Here is a 17,163-nt window from a genome sequence, read left to right as displayed (position 1 = left end):
CGTTGAGGGAGCGGGTCAAGGGCCTGGGCCAGCCGCTTGCTATGTTGGCATGCGATAGGGCCTACGGCGCTTACATCACCCCAGCATTACCGCCAGGCGACCTCGGTCGCCTGGCGGTACTTTTTTTGGAGACCTCGCCTGCCATCGAAACCTTGCCTGGGAACTGACTTCTCCATCGTCTCAGCATAGGCCTCAGACTCCTTCACGCACCGCCTGCTCCAGGCGGGCAAGCCGACCGGGCTCGAGGGCGTCGGCCACGGCGGTGATGCGCAGCACATGGCCGAGGGCCGGGTGTGCCGGGCGTGCGATCAGCTTGCCTTCGTCCAGCAGGTCGGCGTTGACCCGCTTGGCCAGTTCCGCGTCGGCCAGACGAATGCCGATAAAGTTGGTACCGCTCTCCAGCACATCGGCGCCCAGCGCCTTGAAGTGCTCGGCCAGGCGCGTCCGGCGCTCCAGCACTGCCTGGATGTGGGCGTCGGTCTCGTCCTGGTGGTCCAGCACCACCTCGGCGGCGGCCAGGCTCAGGGTCGACACCGCGTAGTGGATGCGCACCTTCATCAGCATCGACAGGGTGTCGGGCTTGGCGATGGCGTAGCCGACGCGCAGCCCGGCCAGGCCGTGGGCCTTGGACAGGGTGCGACAGCGAATCAGCCCGGGCAGGGCGCGGGTAAAGCTCGGCTTGGTGGCGTCGTCGCGAAAGTCGTGGTAGGCCTCGTCCAGCAGCAGCCAGCAGTCATCAGGCAGGGCGTCACGCAACCGCACGACCGTAGCCTCGTCATGGACGAAGCCGGTGGGGTTGTCCGGGTTGGCCAGATAGACGAGCCGGGCGTGGTGGCGGTGGGCGGCGTCGATCAGGGCGTCGATGTCCGGCGCCAGGTGGTCGGCGGTCTCCTCGTAGTCGACCTCGATCAGGCGGCAGCCCTGGCCCTTGGCGAAGTAGCCGAAGGTGGGGTAAGTGCCGGCGGAGCTGACCACGCTGGTGCCGGCGGGGGCGGTGGCCCGCAGCACCAGCGCCAGCAGGCTGTCGCAGCCGGCGTCTACCAGCAGGGTGTCCAGGTCGAAGCCGTGCAGCCGGACGAGGCGCTCGCGCACGCCCAGAGCCTCTGAGTCACCGTAGCAGTAGACGTGCTCGACCATGGCGTCACCGAAGTGCTCGCGCAGGGCGCGATGGGGCATGTCCAGGCCTTCGTTGGAGCCCAGACGGTGGGGGATCTCCTTGCCGATACGGCGCTTCAGCACCCAGATGCCAGGGAAGGGGTTGTCTGGTCCCGGGGAGTAGAGGTGGTCGGCGAAGGTGGGGGTATCGGATGCCATGGGATGTCCTGTGGGAGTTGGCTTGAAGGGGGAGGAGGCGTGTCAGAGGGTAGTCCAGGGCACCACCTTGTGGCGGTTGAGCAGGCCATGGGGATCGAGGGTGCGCTTGAGCGTCGCCATCAGCGCGAGTTCCTCGGGGCTTCGCGAGATCGACAGCCAGTCGCGCTTTTCCAGGCCGATGCCGTGCTCGGCGGAGATCGATCCCTTGACCCGGGCCAGCGGCTCGTAGAGGCAGGCCTCGACCTCGTGGCGGGTGTCCGGATCGTCGCTGCCCACACCCACCGACAGGTGCAGGTTGCCGTCACCCAGATGGCCGAACACCGCCAGGCGCACCTGTGGCCAGTTGGCCTCGAGGCGTGCCTGAACCTCGGCGACATAGTCCTGCATCTCGCCGATCGGCAGACTGACGTCGAAGGCCATGATCGGCGAGAGCGCCTCCACCAGTCCTTCGATATCATCGCGAATCGCCCAGAGCTTGTCTCGCTGGCTTTCCGACTGGGCGATCACGGCGTCGACCACCCAGCCCTGTTCGACGGACGCTTCGAGTGCCGCCACGAACTGCTGGCGGTGGTGGTCCTCGTCGTTGGCCAGGGACTCGACCAGGGCGTAGTAGGGCGCGTCGGCGTCCAGCGGCGGCTGGTGTCGTTCCTGTTCGGTGATCAGGGCGAAGTGGTTCTGCCACATGGCCTCGAAGGCGGCGAGGCTTCCGCCAAGGCTGTCACGCAGGTGCGTAAGCAACGACGTCATCGAAGTAAAGTCGGGGCAGGCGACCAGCGCGGTGCGGGTGTCGCCAAGCGCCGGCTGCAGCTTGAGCACCGCGCGGGTGACCACGCCCAGGGTGCCTTCGCTGCCGATAAATAGCTGTTTGAGGTCGTAGCCGGCGTTGTTCTTGAGCATCGGGCTCATGGCGCTGATCACCTGGCCATCGGCCAGCACCGCCTCGAGCCCCAGCACCTGCTGGCGCATCATGCCGTAGCGGATCACCCGGTTGCCGCCGGCGTTGGTGGCGATATTGCCACCGATGCTGCAGCTGCCCCGGGCGCCCAGGTCGAGCGCGAACTGCATGCCGACCTCGCGGGCGGCCTCCTGGACCTTCTGCAGCGGCGCGCCGGCCTGCACGGTGATGGTGCCGGCCACCGGGTCGACCTCCTCGATGGCGGCAAGACGCTCGAGTGACAGCGCCAGCTCGTCCGGGGCCGCCTCGGCGCCGTGGACCAGCCCGGTCAGGCCGCCGTGGGTGACGATCGGCTGGCGGGCCTGGTGGCACAGGGCGAGCACCTCTGCTACCTGCTCGGGGGTGCCGGGCCGCACGATGGCCGCGGCGCGACAGGGTGCCCCGCTCAGCCAGTCCACCTGGCGGCTTGCCACGTCGTCGCCGGTCAGCACCTGGGCCGCGCCCAGGCGCTCGCGCAGTGTCTCGATCAGCGTGGCAAGCGATGACGATAGTTGCTGGGAGGTGACGGCCATCAGTGGGAGGTCTCCTCTTTGCTGGTCTTGTCATCGGTGGTCTTGTCGCGGCCGGGAATGGCGGCGAGCAGTTCGCGGGTGTAGTCGGCCTGAGGCCGGGTGAAGACCTCCTGGGCGCTGCCCTGTTCGACGATGCGGCCCTTCTGCATGACGATGATGCGATCACAGATCTGGGCGGCGACGCGCAGGTCGTGGGTGATGAACAGAAGCGACAGCGAGAAGCGCTGCTTCAGGTCCTCGAGCAGCTCCAGCACCTGGGCCTGGATCGATACGTCCAGCGCCGACACCGCTTCATCGGCAACGATCAGCTCCGGGTCCAGCGCCAGGGCACGGGCGATGCCGATGCGCTGGCGCTGACCGCCGGAGAACTCATGAGGGAAGCGGTCGGCGCTGCCGCCAAGCCCCACCAGTTCGAGCAGCTCGTCGGCCTTGGCCAATGCCTTTTCGCGGGGCACGCCGTTGGCGATGGGGCCCTGGGCGATGGCCATGCCCACCCGGGTGCGCGGGTTGAGTGAGGCGTAGGGGTCCTGGAACACCATCTGCACCCGGTGGCGCTGGCGCCGCAGGGCGTCGCCCTTGAGCGCGGACAGGTCTTCGCCGCCGAGCAGGATCTCGCCGCTGTCGGGGCGCTCCAGACGCACGACGCAGCGCCCCAGGGTCGACTTGCCGGAGCCCGACTCGCCGACGATGCCGATGGTTTCGCCGCGTGACAGGGTGAAGCTGACCTCGTCCAGGGCGCGTACCTCACGGGAGGGCTTGAACAGCCCGCCGCGGGAACGGAATACCCGATTCAGGTCGCGAACCTCGAGGATCGGCGTCGGCGCCATCGGCTCGCGCTCGGGCGGTGCGGCGTCGCTGGGAATGGCCTCGATCAACGCCCGGGTATAGTCGTGACGGGGGTTGTCGAGTACCTCGTCGCGGCGGCCGATCTCGACGATCCGGCCGTGGCGCATCACGCACACCCGGTTGGCGATCTCGGCGACCACGCCGAAGTCGTGGGTGATGAACATCACCGCCATATGGTGGCGACGTTGCAGGTCGGCGATCAGCTCGAGGATCTGCGCCTGGGTGGTGACATCCAGCGCGGTGGTGGGCTCATCGGCGATCAGCAGCTTCGGTTCCAGCGCCAGCGCCATGGCGATCATCACCCGCTGACGCTGGCCGCCGGAGAGTTCGAAGGGGTAGGCGCGGATGGCCCGTTCGGGCTGGGGCAGGCGGACTTCCTTGAGCAGCTCCAGTGCCCGGGCCTGACGCTCGGCGCCCTTGAGCTCGCCGTGGGCCTCAAACACCTCAGCGATCTGGTCGCCGATGCGCATCAGCGGGTTGAGGGCGGTCATCGGCTCCTGGAAGATCATGCCGATCTTCTTGCCGCGCAGCGCCCGGTGGCGCTTCTCGTCGAGGGTCAGCACGTCCTCGCCCTCGAACATCACCCGCCCGGCCACCGGGCGCACGCCCTTGGGCAGAAGGCCCATGACGGTGTTGGCCGCCATGGACTTGCCGGAGCCGGATTCGCCCACCACGCAAAGGATCTCGCCGGGGCTGACCTCATAGGACAGCTCTTCCACGGCGTATTCGCGATCGGCGCCCGCGGGCAATGCCACGCTCAGGCCCTCGATGCGCAGGATCGGTTCCGGGGCGGGATCGCCGCTGTGATCGCCACAGAGATCGCCGGCGGTGGCGCCCTTCGGCACCTTCACCGGTTCGCTGCGCGATGCAGTGGAAGCGCTGGTGCCGCTGGTGCTGTTGTCAAAGGTGTTCATGGCTCAGCGCTCCCGTGCGAGTTTGGGGTTGAGGGCGTCATCTAGCCCTTCGCCGACCAGGTTCAGTGCCAGCACGGTCAACAGGATCGCAAGGCCGGGGAAGAACGACAGCCACCAGGCCTGGCGGATCACGGTGCGCGCAGCGCCGATCATGTAGCCCCAGGACATCACGTTGGGATCACCGAGGCCGAGAAACGACAGCGCCGACTCCAGCAGGATGGCGGTGGCCACCATCAGCGAGGCCAGCACGATGATCGGCGACAGGGTGTTGGGCAGGATCTGGCGCAGGATGATCTGGGTGTTGGTCTGGCCGACCAGGCGCGCCGCCTCGACGTATTCGCGATGGCGCAGCGACATGAACTCGGCGCGCACCAGGCGGGCCACCGGCGGCCAGCTGACGATGGCGATGGCCAGCACGATGGAGGTCACGCTGGGTTGCATGATCGCCACCAGCACGATGGCCAGGGCGAAGTTGGGGATGGTCTGGAAGAACTCGGTGAAGCGCATCAGGGCGTCGTCCACCAGGCCGCCGTAGTAGCCGGCGATGGCGCCCAGCGGCACGCCGATGGCCAGCGCCACGGCGGTGGATACCAGGCCGATCAGCAGCGATACCCAGGCGCCGTGCATCAGTCCGGCGGCGACGTTGCGGCCCATGGTGTCGGTGCCGAGCCAGAAGCCGTCCTGGGCCAGCGGCGGCAGGAAGGGGCGCTGCACCATGCGCCAGGGGGATTCGGGGAACAGCACCGGGGCCAGCACGGCCATCAGGATGATCGCCCACAGGATGATCAGTCCCACCAGGGCGCCTCGGTTCTGGGCGAAACGGGCGAAGAAACTCATGCGGCGGCCCCCTTGATGCGTGGATCGGCCAGTCGATAGACCAGGTCGGTGGCGATGTTGAACAGGATCACCAGGGCGGCGGAGAAGAAGAAGATGCCGAGCAGCAGGTTGTAGTCACGCTGCATCAGCGCCTCGTACATCAGTCGGCCGATACCCGGCCAGGCGAACACCGTCTCGGTGAGGATGGCGCCGCCGACCATCTGGCCGGCCTGCAGCCCCGCCAGGGTGATGATCGGCAACAGGGCGTTGCGCAGGATATGGCGGCGCTGGATGACCCTCGGCGCCAGGCCCTTGGCCTTGGCGGTCTTGACGAAGTCCTGCTGGGCGGCGTCGAGCATCGAGGCGCGGGTCATGCGCGTATAGATGGCCATGAAGAACAGGCCCAGGGTGGTGGCCGGCAGTACCAGGTGCTTGGCCACGTCCAGGGCGTAGGCCAGGCCTTCCAGGTTGGCACCGACGGTAAACATGCCGTAGGCGGGCAGCCAGTCCAGGTACACCGAGAACAGCACCACCGCCATCAGCGCCACCCAGAACAGCGGGGTGGCGTAGAACAGCAGGGCCAGCGCCATGATCAGCGAGCCCGAGGCCTTCTTGACGCGCATCGCGGCCATGGAGCCGGCGAGGATGCCGAGCACCAGCGACAGCACGAAGGCGGTGCCGGTCAGCAGCAGGGTCGCGGGCAGGCGGTCGAGGATCAGGTCCAGCACCGGCATCTGCTGGCGGTAGGAGTAGCCGAAGTCCAGGGTCAGGATGCCGGATACGTAGTGCCACAGCTGGACATACATGGGCTGGTCTAGCCCGAACTGCTCGCGCAGCTGGGCGATGAAGGCTTCATCGGCGGCGCCGGCTTCCCCGGCCAGGATGGCCGCCGGGTCGCCGGGGGCGAGCTGGATCAGCACGAAGTTGAACACGACGATCAGCAGCAGCACGATGGCGGCCTTCAACAGTCGTGAAATGATCAGGCGGGCGTAGAGCATGGTGAGGTCCCGGGCAGTAAGCCTGTGGTGATGGCAGCAGCAAAATCAGGGCTGGCGCGGCCCGTGGTGGGCCGCGCCGTATCGCCGTTTTTGGCTCAGTCGGCGATCCAGGCGTCCTTGAAGCCGTCGTTGACGCCCACCGCCGAGGTCACCAGGTTGTTGACGTTGCAGCGGTAGATGGTCGGGAAGCCGAGCTCCAGTAACCAGCCGAGCGGTGCGTCCTCGAGCAGGATCTGCTGCACCTCGTGGTAGAGACGCTCACGCTCGCTGTCCGGATAGGCAGTGGCGGCGGCGTTGAACAGTTCATCCACCTCGGGGTTCTGGTAGCCCTCGACGTTGTTCCAGGGGGAGCCCTTCTCGGTGTTGGTGGACAGGTAGGTGCGCGAGATGCCGAGCGCCGGGTCGCCGTACTGGTACAGGTAGGTGAAGGCCAGGTCGAAGTCGCGCTCACCCAGGCGCTGGTTCCAGCCGCCCACGTCGGTGGCCTCGGTGCGCACGTTGATGCCCACCTCCTTGAGGTTCTGCTGTACTGCCTCGGCCCAGCGATTCCAGGTCTCACCGTAGGGCAGCGGCAGCAGGGTGACCTCCTCGCCGTCGTAGCCCATCTCGTCGAGCAGTTCCTCGGCCTTGTCCGGGTCGTAGCTGTAGCCCTCGAGGTCGGGGTCATTGAACTTGGCGTTGGAGCCAAACGGCCCTGCCGGTACCTGGCCCATGCCGTTCCACAGCACGTCCCGAGCGAACTCGCGGTCCATGGCGTACATCACCGCCTGGCGGAAGCGCTTGTCGGCGGTCGGTCCTTCACGATTGTTCATCCACAGCATGGCGAAGGGGCTGAAGTACTCGTGGCCCTTCTCGGTCACGCAGGTGTTGTCCATGGCGGTCAGCCGGGGAACGTCGAAGTTCTCCACGGTGCCGTAGGGCAGCACGTCGACGGTACCGTTCTCGTAGGCCACCGCGCGGGAGGCGCCGTCCGGGATGACGTGCCAGTTGATGCCATCGAGGTAGGGCAGGCCTTCCTCGTAGTAGTCATCGAAGCGGGTCAGCTTGATGACGGTGCCGCGGTCCCAGCTGTCGAACTGGAACGGGCCGGTGCCGATGGGATGGTTGTTGGCCTCGTTGTTGCGGAAGTCGGTGCCGGCGTAGATGTGCTCGGGCACCATGGTGAAGGTGCCGGCCTCGAACGAGATCAGGAAGGGGCCGAAGGGCTTCTTCAGGGTGAATACCACGGTGTGGTCGTCGGTCGCCTCGATGCTCTCGACGTGCTCGAGCACCGCACGGGCGCTGGGATTCAAGTCGCGGTGGAATACGTCGGCGGAGAACACCACGTCTTCGGCGGTGAAGGCCTCGCCGTCATGCCACTTGGCGTTTTCCTGAAGGTGGAAGGTGTAGGTCAGGCCGTCTTCGCTGATCTCCCAGCTCTTGGCCAGTTGCGGCATCGGCTCCATGTCGGTGGAGTAGCGCAGCAGGCCCTCGTAGATGTTGCCGGCCACCGTGCGGGTGGGGGCGTTCTGGATCATGCCCAGCACCAGGCCCGGCGGCTCCGGCTGGATGATGGTATCGATGACACCGCCACGCTGGGGTTCCTGGGTGGCCTCTTGCTGGGCGTCCTGGCTGTCGTCCTGGGCCAGCGCCGGGGTGGCCGCCAGCGGCAGCAGGGCGGCGAGCCCCAGCGTCAGCAGGGAGGCGTTGAAGCGAGAGGCGCGTGCCTGAGTCGAGCTTGCCCGGGGCGAGGGGGACAGCGGCGAGCAAGATGGCAGAAAGGCGACGCGGGGGTGGCGGGAGTTCGAGGTCATATCAGGGCACCTTGGTGGCCCGGAGGTGTTGCCAGAGGTGCGTGAAGCCAGGGGCAGAAAGCGCCGCCAGTGCGCTGTTGCTGGGCTTCCGCGTCGCTGAGGCCAGCTCCGGGACTGTTGTTGTTGGGGATTTCCGTAAGCCCTTTAGAACCTAGCAGCCTCGGCACAAACTGTCGACAGTCGGCAATCGACTGTTGTTCGACGCTGGATGCGGTCATACTGGGGTATGACCCTTCAGGCCAACTACGGGAGTCGAGCATGGCCAATCCTCGGGACCCCTCAGCCGCGCCCTTCGTGGTTCAGCGCAACCTGGTGGACCAGGTGGTCGACTACTTGACCGAGGCGATCCTGGCCTCGCGCTTCGCACCGGGCGAGCGGTTGTCGGAGGCCGGACTGGCGGCGGAGCTCGGCATCAGCCGGGCCCCGGTACGCGAGGCCGCCAGGCTGATGGAGAGCCGTGGCCTGCTGGTATCGCGACCGCGGCGCGGGTTCTTCGTGCGTACCCTGGATGTGGCCGAGCTGAGCGACGTCTTCGATCTGCGCATCGGTCTGGAACGCCACGCCTTCGAGCGAGTGATGACGCGCTTCGACGCGGATACCGAGCAGCGTCTGCATCGGCAGATCAGTCGTCTGTGCGAGGTCGCCGCCGGTGACGACGAGGGGCTCAAGATCGAGGAGGACCTGGCCTTTCATCGGCTGGTGTTCGAGCTGGCCGACAACGCCCGGTTGGCACGTGCCTTCGACGACCTGAGCTTCGAGCTGCGGCTGTGCATCACCCTGATCACCCGTACCCACGAGACCCCCGAAAGCATCGCCGCCTCCCACTGGCGGCTGCTGGAGGCACTGAAGAGCGGTGATCCTCAGCGCTGCCGGGACGAGGTGGACTACCATATTGGCGTGGCCAGGGACTCGGTGATCGAGCGGTTGGCCGATCACGCCGGGGTGGCGCGTGGCTGAACGAGTGGGCGGCGTCGGGAGTGACGTCGTGGTCGAACTAGCGACTCCAGCAGTGACTCAAATACCGATTCAAATAGCGATTCGAATAGCGACGGAAGTCCTGGTCGAACGGTGGGCCCAGGGTGGTGGCTAGAGCCTGTATCGGGTGCGGTGGGCTTGTGTTGCAGGTGCTCGAAGGTGCATAACTAGTAAGCGTAAAACACATTTAACATGCGGAATTTGCCGTCAATGACGACACCACAACTATCCACCGATGCCCTGGACGCCAACGAACGGCGGCTGCTCGATGCCTGCGACGACTTGATGCCGGAGACCCTTGCCCTGACCAGCGCTCTGGTGCGCGAGTACAGCGTACTGGGGGCGGAGGCCGGGGTACTTGAGGTGATGGAAAGCCATCTTCTGGACATGGGGCTGCCTGTCGAGCGTGTACCACTGCCCGAGAAAGGCGCAGATGCCGAGCAGGCACCGGTGGCCAGGGGCGTCGACCGACACAACCTGATCTCGGTGATCAACGGCACCTCGTCCAGGCCGCACCTGATCTTCAACGGCCACCTGGACGTGGTGCCGGCGGAGCCGCTGTCGATGTGGTCTCGTCCCCCCTGGGAAGCCTGGCAGGAGGATGGCTGGCTTTACGGGCGCGGCGCCGGTGACATGAAGGCCGGTATCGCCGCCATGGTGACGGCGGTGGCGGCGATGAAGCGGGCAGGGCTCGAGATCGATTTTCCGCTGACGCTGCAGACGGTGATCGAGGAAGAATGCACCGGCCATGGTGCGCTGGCCTGCCTGGCCCGAGATGGCCGCGGCGACTTTGCGCTGATTCCCGAGCCTTTCGGGGCGACCCTGACCACGGCCCAGATCGGCACCCTGTGGTTCAAGGTGTCGCTGGACGGGGTGCCGGCCCACGTGCTGGATACCGCCGCCGGTGCCAACGCCATCGAGGCGATCCAGTCGGTGGTGGCGCCGCTCAAGGCACTGGAGGCGGAACTGAACGCCGGGCGCGAGCCGCCCTATGACGAGATCGAGCACCCGTTCAACCTGAACATCGGCAAGATCGAAGGGGGCAACTGGGCGTCCAGCGTGCCGTCCCGGGCGACACTGGAGGGGCGCATCGGCTTCGCGCCCGAAGTCCGGGTGGAAGACATCATGGAAAAGGTGCGGCGCTGCGTCGAGGCGGCTAGCGCCTCGCTGGGCCCGGGCATCTCCGGGCTGGACGTCGAGTTTCACGGTTTTCGCTCCGAGGGCCACCACGTCGACACCGACAGCCCCGGAGTCGCCCTGCTGGCCGATTGCCATCGTGCCCTGACCGGTGAGGATCTGCCCTCGGTGGCGTTGACCTGCACCACGGATCTGCGCGCGCTCAATCGACAGGGCATCGCCGGGACCTGCTACGGGCCCGTGGCCGAACGCATCCATGGCATCGATGAGCGGGTCGAGATTGCCTCTATCCAGCACACCCTCAAGGCCTACGCGCTGTTTCTGTATCGCTGGGGGCGCTGGGCCGAGGGCCAGGTCGCTTCCGATACCTGTTCGCAGTGATACCCGTGGTCCGGCCAGCCCTGGCCGGGCCTTCACGATCGCCGTGCAAGCCCGGCCTGCACGCTCATCGCGAAAGCCTGACCCGCAGGCCTGTCTGCAAGACCCGCCCGCAAGTCCAGCCCGCCAAATTTCTCGCCTCAAGCTCGACCCGCCAAGGTTGACTGGGTCGAGCACTTTCGTCTGTGACCGCCGAACGACTCGGTTTCTGTTGTCCTGAGTCGGGGTTTTGCCGTCAGCAGGCTGCCAATCTGAAGGCGTTGCTCCATGGAGTGGAGCGGCGGGTGCTGCACGCGCGGTCTCAGGAATGTCGACCTTTCATGCAGAGCCCGCGTCAATTGGCAGGGAGGGTGGCATGGCAACACAAGTAAGCAGCAAGGATGACCCCGAGGAGAATTCCGCAGCCAGCGGGACAAGGCGTACAGGGCCGAGACCGGTTTCGCTATACGATGCGATCGACGCGGAGGTCAGGCCTCCGCCCGGTCGCCTGAGCCCGAGAGGGCGGCGATGGTTGATCAACGCCGAGGGCTGCCGGCTGATGCCCTATCTCGACCTGAGTGGAGCGCCCATCCACCACTGGCAGAAGGGGGCGACGATCGGTGTGGGCCATCTGATCATTCGACAGCAGTGGCCGCGGTTTGCCAACGGCATCGACAGGAACTGGGCGGAGTCACTGTTGCGCCAGGACCTGCAGCACGTGGAGCTTGGGGTGCTCGATCGCCTCGAGGCCTGTCGTCCCAGGGTGGGCGCGCGAGGTCTTCGTCAGCACCAGTTCGATGCCCTGGTGTTGCTGGCCTTCAATATCGGACTGGCGGCATTTTCGAGCTCTTCACTGGTGGCCATGCTGTGTGATTCGCGTACCGTGACCCCCTACGCGACGCTTGAACAGGCGTGGCTAGCCTGGAAGTACGCTGGCGGCGAGGTGATGCCAGGACTGGAGCGGCGTCGCGCCGAGGAGTGGCGCATTTTCAAGGAGGGTGACTACGGGCCTGACATCTAAGCAGGTTTTCATGTGGCGAGCCCGCTAGAAGAGGTGCCCGAAGCGGGGTGGGGCGAGGAGTCAGCCCTATCTTCAAGTCGGTGCATGCCCCGCCAGAAAAAGCTCGGTCGCGTAGCGTGCACGGTGGTCTCTCGCCTCCAGCGTCAGCGAGGGTGGGCGCCCGACCAGCGAATCGAGCATCCATTCCCCGAGCACCATGCCGGTAAACAAGCCGGCCGAGGTGCGCGGGTCCTTTACCACCAGCTTGCCGCGGGCATGCTGGTCGCGCAGGTAGTCGGCCAGTTCACGTCGGGTACGATCCGGGCCGTGATCGAGAAACAGTGCTCCCAGCTCCGGGGCACGCTCGGCCTCGGCGGCGATCCCACGAATCAGTCGGATGTTGGCGTTTGGCAGCGCCAGGTCGATCAGGTCTCGGGCAAGCTCCTCCAGCACCTCTTGCGGCGGACGCTCGCCGGCCTGTCCCAGTCGACACCAGACACTGGACGCCTGGGCTTCCAGGGCCGCGGTGAATAGCCCCTCCTTGTTGCCGAACAGCTTGTAGAGGGTGCTTAGCGAGCCGCCCGCGCGGGCGACGATGTCATTGACGCTGGCGCCGGCGTAGCCCTTGTCCAGGAATACCTCTCGGGCGGCAGCCAGCAGCCGCTGGCGGCGGGCCTCGCCCTTCGGTGTAGAGCATGAATCTGCGGACGTCATCGTGGCTTCCATCAATCCAGGAGGGGGCGATATCAGGCTGTCGGGACGATTGTAGTCTGCATTACACATCCATGTTTCAACGCCAGGTTGTACGGGGGCTGGCGACAGCGAGTGGGCGTGAGGCGTGATTCAGGTCTTGAACGAGAACAGGGCAAAGGCGCCGAGGCTTGCCACCAGCAGGAAACCCGCCAGGCCGATGCGGCCCCAGGGCAGCGAGGCGTTGCCCAGATGCATCAGCTCAGGCTTGCGCGGTGAGTAGCGCACACGCACGACGCTGCCTACGGGATAGTCGGCGATGTAGGCATCGGCGTCTTCCTGTCGGGTGAAGGAGGGAACGCCATCGAAGCCCGCGTTGTCGGATTGAATACGCCGACCGTCGATGGTGGCTTCGAAGCGCAGCAATGCCAGGTAACGCCTTTGCTGATCGTCTCGCTCGCGCTGGTGGCGCTGGGCTTCCGCCAGCCGGACCTCGGCGTGGGTCACGGTGGCCTCGGTAGTCGGCCAGCGGTTGACGTCGCGGACCTTGTACGCGCCGACGCCGGCGATGACGGCGCCGATCAGAGCGGCGAGGGAGACGATCAGCAGCGGATGAGGCATGGTGGTATTCCGAATGAGCCCATGAATGTCGAGGGCGAAGCAGGGGGCGCCGTCACGCGCGGTTCATGAGCCTCCTGGAAGGCGCAACAACGAGGAAAACACGATGACGATGATGGCGTCCCTGAAGCGTTGGATCAATGATGTGGCGCAGCAAGAGGATGCGTCGTCCAGGGTGGACCTGTCACTGGCCACGGCGGTGCTGCTGTGCGAGGTGATTCGTGCGGACTACCGCCTGGATGACAGCGAGATCCAGCTGATGCGCAGCCAGCTCAAGGAACAGTTCGAACTCGAGGACGAAGCGCTGGACGAGCTGATGACACTGGCTCGGGAAGAGGCCGAGGGTGCGGTGGATCATCACCGCTTCGTGCGTGAGTTGCGTGACCGCACCGGCTATCAGGACCGGGTAGCGCTGGTACAGCAGATGTGGGCGCTGGCGTTTGCCGACGGCGAGAAGGATGCCCTGGAGGAACACCGTATTCGCGCCCTGGCGGAGTTGTTGCACGTCAGCCACTCGGACTTCGTGCGCACCCGCATCGTCGAACAGAATCGCGCCGAGGGTGTGTAGCGAAAGTCTTGACGTTACAATAAGTTTTTCTGCATATGACGCCGTGGCCGCCATGGTTTTGCTGGCGACGGGCGGCGTGTCCAGGTAATCACTTGTCATCAGACATTAGCAGGCGTTATAGGACAAGGAGGAAATGATGTCGCGCAAGATGGTGGTAGTGGGAGCCGGCATGGTCGGTGTGTCGGTGGCGTGGCATCTGAGGCGCCGTGGCTACCAGGTCACACTTGTCGACCGCCGTGAGCCCGGTCGTGAGACCTCCTACGGCAACGCCGGCATCATCCAGCGCGAGGCGGTGCGTCCCTATGCCTTCCCGCGCGATCTGGCGACCTTGTTGCGGGTGGTACCCAATCGTCAGATCGACATTCGGTATCGGCCGGGCGCGATGTTCGCAAGCGCCGGGACGCTGCTCAAGTACTGGCAGAACTCGGCGCCCGCCCGTTACGAACAGATCGTACCGGAGTACGCCTCGCTGATAGGCGGCTGCCTGGAGGCCCACTCGGCGATGATCGAGGCTTCCGGTGCCGACGCGCTGGTACGTCGCCAAGGCTGGCTCGAGGTCTATCGGAGCAGCAAGGCGCTGGGCGAGCGAGCGGCCCAGGCCGAGTTGGATGCCAAGCGCTTCGGCATCCGCTTCGACTACCTCGACAGCGAGGCGCTGGCGCGCCTTGAGCCGGATCTGGAGCCCGGACTTGCCGGGGCGATCCACTGGCTCGATCCCTGGACGGTGGCAAATCCGGGTGATCTGGTGGCCGCCTACGCCAAGTCATTTTCCGATGATGGCGGTGAGATCATCCAGGCGGACGTCACCGATGTGCGCCGGCAGGGCGATACCTGGCGCATCGACACTTCGGGCGACACCCTGGAGGCAGATGGGCTGGTGATGGCGTTGGGCCCCTGGTCACAGGACTGGATGAAGGCCCTGGGTCTGTCGATCCCGCTGTTCGTCAAGCGTGGCTACCACATGCACTATGGTCAGTCGGATGACGCCAGGCTGACCCACTGGGTGATGGACGCCGAGGTAGGCTATCTGCTGGCGCCCATGAGCAGCGGGATTCGCCTGACCACGGGGGCCGAGCTCGAGCGCCTTGATGCGCCGGCCCACCTGGAACAGCTGGAGGCAGCGGAGCAGCAGGCGCGCAAGCTGTTTCCGCTGGGGCAGCGTCTCGAGCCCACGCCATGGAAAGGCGCCAGACCCTGTACCCCGGACATGAAGCCGGTGATCGGTGGCGTACCCGGGCAGCCAGGCTTGTGGCTGGCCTGTGGCCACGGTCATCAGGGCTTCACCCTGGGCCCGGTGACCGGCAAGCTGCTGGCGCAGGTCATCGATGGCGAGCAGCCGGACATCGACATGGCGCCGTTCAGGGTGGACCGCTTCTGATCCCGCGCTGGCGCCGGCCCATGCCGGAAGTGCGTTAGCGCCGTCCCATGCTGGTAGTCCGGGGCCATGCCGCCTCTGCAAGGGGCGGTCTGGCGTGGCAGTCAGCGAGGGCGAAAGAGATGGGGAAGCGGCGTGCAAGCGCCGTTGTCGGCGGCGGCGGGGCTGGTCAGGCTGGGGCCAGTCGGTGACCAGACATCGGCCCCGTCATGATCTGAGGCCTTTATCAGGCCTCGTCGGCGTCACGACGGTGAAGGCCGGAGGCTGAGTTACTGTTGTTTGAAGTATCGGTCGAGCTATTGGTCGAAAGAGCGGGCTCGGCGCCGGATGACCCGCGGCGATCGGCCAGGGCGCGTGCCAGCAGCTTGATCAGCAGCGTCACCAGGAACACCAGCCAGCTGGCCGTCGCCAGTACATTGAACAGCAGCATCTTCTGGGCGCCGCTCATCGGTGTAATCAGATGGTCGATGCCGATGGCCAGCAGAAATGCCAGGTTCAGCGGCAGCGCCAGGATGTGCATCCACATCTCCGTGCGCCGCTTGCGGACGTGGTAGCGGCCCAGCATCACCCGCACCGGGCGGTGAACGAAGCTCACCAGGATCATGCTGCCGAGCAGCAGCAGGGCGGCTAGGGCCGGCTCGGCGCTGCCGATATGCAGCGACACGCTGATCGACCAGTAAAGCATCAGCCACATCAGGCCTGCCAGGGTGGCGACGAGGTCGGCGTAGTGACGAACCTTGGGCATGTAACTCTCGCTAGGATGTTTCTGTAATAAGTCTGCGCGCGGCCAGAGGCCCTGGGACTCGTCGGCGCCTTGACAACGTATCGCCCCGGACATCGATGGTAACGTGCCGCGACTCCTCGACGGTGCGGATCAGATCCGGGCGCATGTCCCTCGAATGATACGCGAAATCTCACCCCGTTTGGGCCATGAAACGTTGCCCTTTACGGTATACTGCGCCCGACCATGGATCACTCGACGACAGGATAACAAGTGACTGCGATTACCTTGACCCGGCCCGACGACTGGCACCTTCACCTGCGAGACGGCGTCGCTCTGGCCTCCGTGGTGGCCGATACCGCCCGCCAGATGGGCCGTGCGATCATCATGCCGAACCTCAAGCCGCCGGTGACCAATCTGGACCAGGCACTGGACTACCGCCAACGCATCTTGGCTGCCTTGCCTGCGGAAAGCCAGTTCGAACCGCTGATGACCCTCTATCTTACCGATCGCACCACTTCGGAAGACATCGAGACGGCCTGGGGCAGCGGCAAGGTGCAGGCGGTCAAGCTGTATCCGGCCGGGGCCACCACCAATTCCGACTCAGGCGTGACCGATCTGCGTCACTGCGAGGAAGCGGTAGCCACCATGGCGCGGCTGGGGATGCCGTTGCTGGTGCATGGCGAGGTGACCGATCACGAGATCGACATCTTCGATCGCGAGGCGGTGTTCATCGAGCGGGTCATGAAGCCGCTGCTGTCCCGTCATCCTGACCTCAAGGTGGTGTTTGAGCATATTACCACCGCCGACGCGGCGCGCTTCGTGGCCGAGTCGCCGTCGAATATCGGCGCGACCATCACCGCTCATCACCTGCTCTACAACCGCAACCACATGCTGGTGGGCGGGATTCGCCCGCACTACTACTGCCTGCCGATCCTCAAGCGCGAGCGTCATCGGGAGGCGCTGATCGAGGCGGCGACCTCGGGCGACAAGAGCTTCTTCCTCGGCACCGACAGCGCGCCCCATGCCCGTCACGACAAGGAAAGTGACTGTGGCTGTGCCGGCGCCTATACCGCGCTGACGGCCATCGAGCTGTACGCCACCGCCTTTGAACAGGCCGGCGCGCTGGATCGGCTGGAAGGGTTCGCCAGTCACCACGGTCCCGACTTCTATGGCCTGCCGCGCAACAGCGACTCGATCACCCTGGACAAGGTCGAGTGGCAGGTACCGGCAGAACTGCCGTTTGGCGAAGGCAAGACGCTGGTGCCGCTGCGTGCCGGTGAAACCCTGGGCTGGAAGATGCGCCAGGACTGACAGACCTGATGCGATGACCTGATGCGATGACCTGACGTGGCGCCCTCGAGCCGCGGCCTGGTACGCCGTCCTCATACTCGTATGAGATGTTCTGGACGGTAATCTGCTTTAGCTAGCCCTGATGATATGGCTCAGGGTTTCTTGACCACGAAAACGGCGCGCCCCAAAAGGGCGCGCCGTTTTCGTATCTGGCGCCTGGCCAGCGCCGAGGTGCGGGCCAGGGGAATGCCAGGGGAGGCGGCTCTGTATTGGAGGAGGGC

At 65.8% G+C, this 17,163-nt stretch carries 15 protein-coding genes; 6 read left to right on the top strand and 9 right to left on the bottom strand.

Translation table 11 applies throughout. The annotated features are described in order from the left end of the window. Positions 1–192: 192 nt before the first annotated feature. The 6 genes from NFI08_RS18900 to NFI08_RS18875 all read right to left on the bottom strand — a co-directional run bounded on the left by NFI08_RS18900 (position 193) and on the right by NFI08_RS18875 (position 8,148). Positions 193–1,314 (bottom strand): pyridoxal phosphate-dependent aminotransferase, encoded by a 1,122-nt coding sequence (locus tag NFI08_RS18900; RefSeq protein ID WP_349591231.1) that lies wholly within the window; start codon positions 1,312–1,314, stop codon positions 193–195. A gap of 42 nt (positions 1,315–1,356) precedes the next feature. Beyond that, the gene (locus NFI08_RS18895; RefSeq protein ID WP_349591230.1) at positions 1,357–2,781 is read right to left on the bottom strand and encodes an FAD-binding oxidoreductase; all 1,425 of its coding nucleotides are present in this window, start codon (positions 2,779–2,781) and stop codon (positions 1,357–1,359) included. Next, a complete protein-coding gene (locus NFI08_RS18890; protein WP_349591229.1) occupies positions 2,781–4,541 on the bottom strand; it encodes an ABC transporter ATP-binding protein in 1,761 nt (586 codons plus the stop codon). Before NFI08_RS18890 ends, NFI08_RS18895 begins: the two co-directional genes overlap by 1 nt. A gap of 3 nt (positions 4,542–4,544) precedes the next feature. Then, positions 4,545–5,378 (bottom strand): ABC transporter permease, encoded by an 834-nt coding sequence (locus NFI08_RS18885; RefSeq protein ID WP_045993012.1) that lies wholly within the window; start codon positions 5,376–5,378, stop codon positions 4,545–4,547. Further along, positions 5,375–6,355, bottom strand: coding sequence for an ABC transporter permease (locus tag NFI08_RS18880; RefSeq protein WP_045993011.1), 981 nt, complete (start codon positions 6,353–6,355; stop codon positions 5,375–5,377). The genes NFI08_RS18885 and NFI08_RS18880 overlap by 4 nt, the downstream gene beginning before the upstream one ends. A gap of 95 nt (positions 6,356–6,450) precedes the next feature. Further along, a complete protein-coding gene (locus tag NFI08_RS18875; RefSeq protein ID WP_349591228.1) occupies positions 6,451–8,148 on the bottom strand; it encodes an ABC transporter substrate-binding protein in 1,698 nt (565 codons plus the stop codon). A 258-nt stretch (positions 8,149–8,406) separates the two neighbouring features. On the opposite strand from NFI08_RS18875, the gene NFI08_RS18870 reads away from it, so the two are divergent. From NFI08_RS18870 to NFI08_RS18860, 3 genes are all read left to right on the top strand, one after another. Continuing rightward, positions 8,407–9,105 (top strand): GntR family transcriptional regulator, encoded by a 699-nt coding sequence (locus tag NFI08_RS18870; protein WP_222517267.1) that lies wholly within the window; start codon positions 8,407–8,409, stop codon positions 9,103–9,105. Between the two features lie 228 nt (positions 9,106–9,333). After that, positions 9,334–10,641, top strand: coding sequence for an ArgE/DapE family deacylase (locus NFI08_RS18865; RefSeq protein WP_349591227.1), 1,308 nt, complete (start codon positions 9,334–9,336; stop codon positions 10,639–10,641). Between the two features lie 508 nt (positions 10,642–11,149). Next, positions 11,150–11,638, top strand: coding sequence for a lysozyme (locus NFI08_RS18860; RefSeq protein WP_349591226.1), 489 nt, complete (start codon positions 11,150–11,152; stop codon positions 11,636–11,638). A 72-nt stretch (positions 11,639–11,710) separates the two neighbouring features. Here NFI08_RS18860 and NFI08_RS18855 read toward each other — a convergent pair whose 3' ends face one another. Beyond that, a complete protein-coding gene (locus tag NFI08_RS18855; RefSeq protein WP_045993008.1) occupies positions 11,711–12,331 on the bottom strand; it encodes a TetR/AcrR family transcriptional regulator in 621 nt (206 codons plus the stop codon). Between the two features lie 129 nt (positions 12,332–12,460). After that, complete coding sequence (locus tag NFI08_RS18850; protein WP_349591225.1) at positions 12,461–12,928, bottom strand: DUF3592 domain-containing protein; 468 nt, start codon at positions 12,926–12,928, stop codon at positions 12,461–12,463. Positions 12,929–13,031: 103 nt separating this feature from the next. On the opposite strand from NFI08_RS18850, the gene NFI08_RS18845 reads away from it, so the two are divergent. Beyond that, positions 13,032–13,493, top strand: coding sequence for a tellurite resistance TerB family protein (locus NFI08_RS18845; protein ID WP_261392090.1), 462 nt, complete (start codon positions 13,032–13,034; stop codon positions 13,491–13,493). A gap of 136 nt (positions 13,494–13,629) precedes the next feature. Next, complete coding sequence (locus NFI08_RS18840) at positions 13,630–14,871, top strand: NAD(P)/FAD-dependent oxidoreductase (RefSeq protein WP_124804467.1); 1,242 nt, start codon at positions 13,630–13,632, stop codon at positions 14,869–14,871. Positions 14,872–15,094: 223 nt separating this feature from the next. On the opposite strand, the gene NFI08_RS18835 is transcribed toward NFI08_RS18840, so the two are convergent. Beyond that, on the bottom strand, positions 15,095–15,613 hold the full coding sequence (locus NFI08_RS18835; protein WP_311767534.1) for a hypothetical protein: 519 nt from the start codon (positions 15,611–15,613) through the stop codon (positions 15,095–15,097). A 249-nt stretch (positions 15,614–15,862) separates the two neighbouring features. Here NFI08_RS18835 and pyrC point away from each other — a divergent pair, with 249 nt between their 5' ends. Then, complete coding sequence (pyrC, locus tag NFI08_RS18830; protein WP_045993004.1) at positions 15,863–16,903, top strand: dihydroorotase; 1,041 nt, start codon at positions 15,863–15,865, stop codon at positions 16,901–16,903. The last annotated feature ends 260 nt before the right edge of the window (positions 16,904–17,163 follow it).

The sequence above is a fragment of the Halomonas sp. EF61 genome (assembly GCF_040147045.1).
GTDB classification, from domain to species: Bacteria; Pseudomonadota; Gammaproteobacteria; order Pseudomonadales; family Halomonadaceae; genus Halomonas; species Halomonas litopenaei.
Note: the sequence above shows the minus strand (reverse complement) of the source record. Positions and strands in the feature narration are given on the sequence as shown.

Coding starts and splice junctions, on each gene's coding strand:
- NFI08_RS18850 (WP_349591225.1), bottom strand. CDS start 12,928: ATGCCTCATCCGCTGCTGATCGTCTCCCTCGCCGCTCTGATCGGCGCC.
- NFI08_RS18890 (WP_349591229.1), bottom strand. CDS start 4,541: ATGAACACCTTTGACAACAGCACCAGCGGCACCAGCGCTTCCACTGCA.
- NFI08_RS18865 (WP_349591227.1), top strand. CDS start 9,334: ATGACGACACCACAACTATCCACCGATGCCCTGGACGCCAACGAACGG.
- NFI08_RS18845 (WP_261392090.1), top strand. CDS start 13,032: ATGACGATGATGGCGTCCCTGAAGCGTTGGATCAATGATGTGGCGCAG.
- NFI08_RS18885 (WP_045993012.1), bottom strand. CDS start 5,378: ATGAGTTTCTTCGCCCGTTTCGCCCAGAACCGAGGCGCCCTGGTGGGA.
- NFI08_RS18895 (WP_349591230.1), bottom strand. CDS start 2,781: ATGGCCGTCACCTCCCAGCAACTATCGTCATCGCTTGCCACGCTGATC.
- NFI08_RS18855 (WP_045993008.1), bottom strand. CDS start 12,331: ATGACGTCCGCAGATTCATGCTCTACACCGAAGGGCGAGGCCCGCCGC.
- NFI08_RS18840 (WP_124804467.1), top strand. CDS start 13,630: ATGTCGCGCAAGATGGTGGTAGTGGGAGCCGGCATGGTCGGTGTGTCG.
- NFI08_RS18835 (WP_311767534.1), bottom strand. CDS start 15,613: ATGCCCAAGGTTCGTCACTACGCCGACCTCGTCGCCACCCTGGCAGGC.
- NFI08_RS18875 (WP_349591228.1), bottom strand. CDS start 8,148: ATGACCTCGAACTCCCGCCACCCCCGCGTCGCCTTTCTGCCATCTTGC.
- NFI08_RS18900 (WP_349591231.1), bottom strand. CDS start 1,314: ATGGCATCCGATACCCCCACCTTCGCCGACCACCTCTACTCCCCGGGA.
- NFI08_RS18870 (WP_222517267.1), top strand. CDS start 8,407: ATGGCCAATCCTCGGGACCCCTCAGCCGCGCCCTTCGTGGTTCAGCGC.
- NFI08_RS18880 (WP_045993011.1), bottom strand. CDS start 6,355: ATGCTCTACGCCCGCCTGATCATTTCACGACTGTTGAAGGCCGCCATC.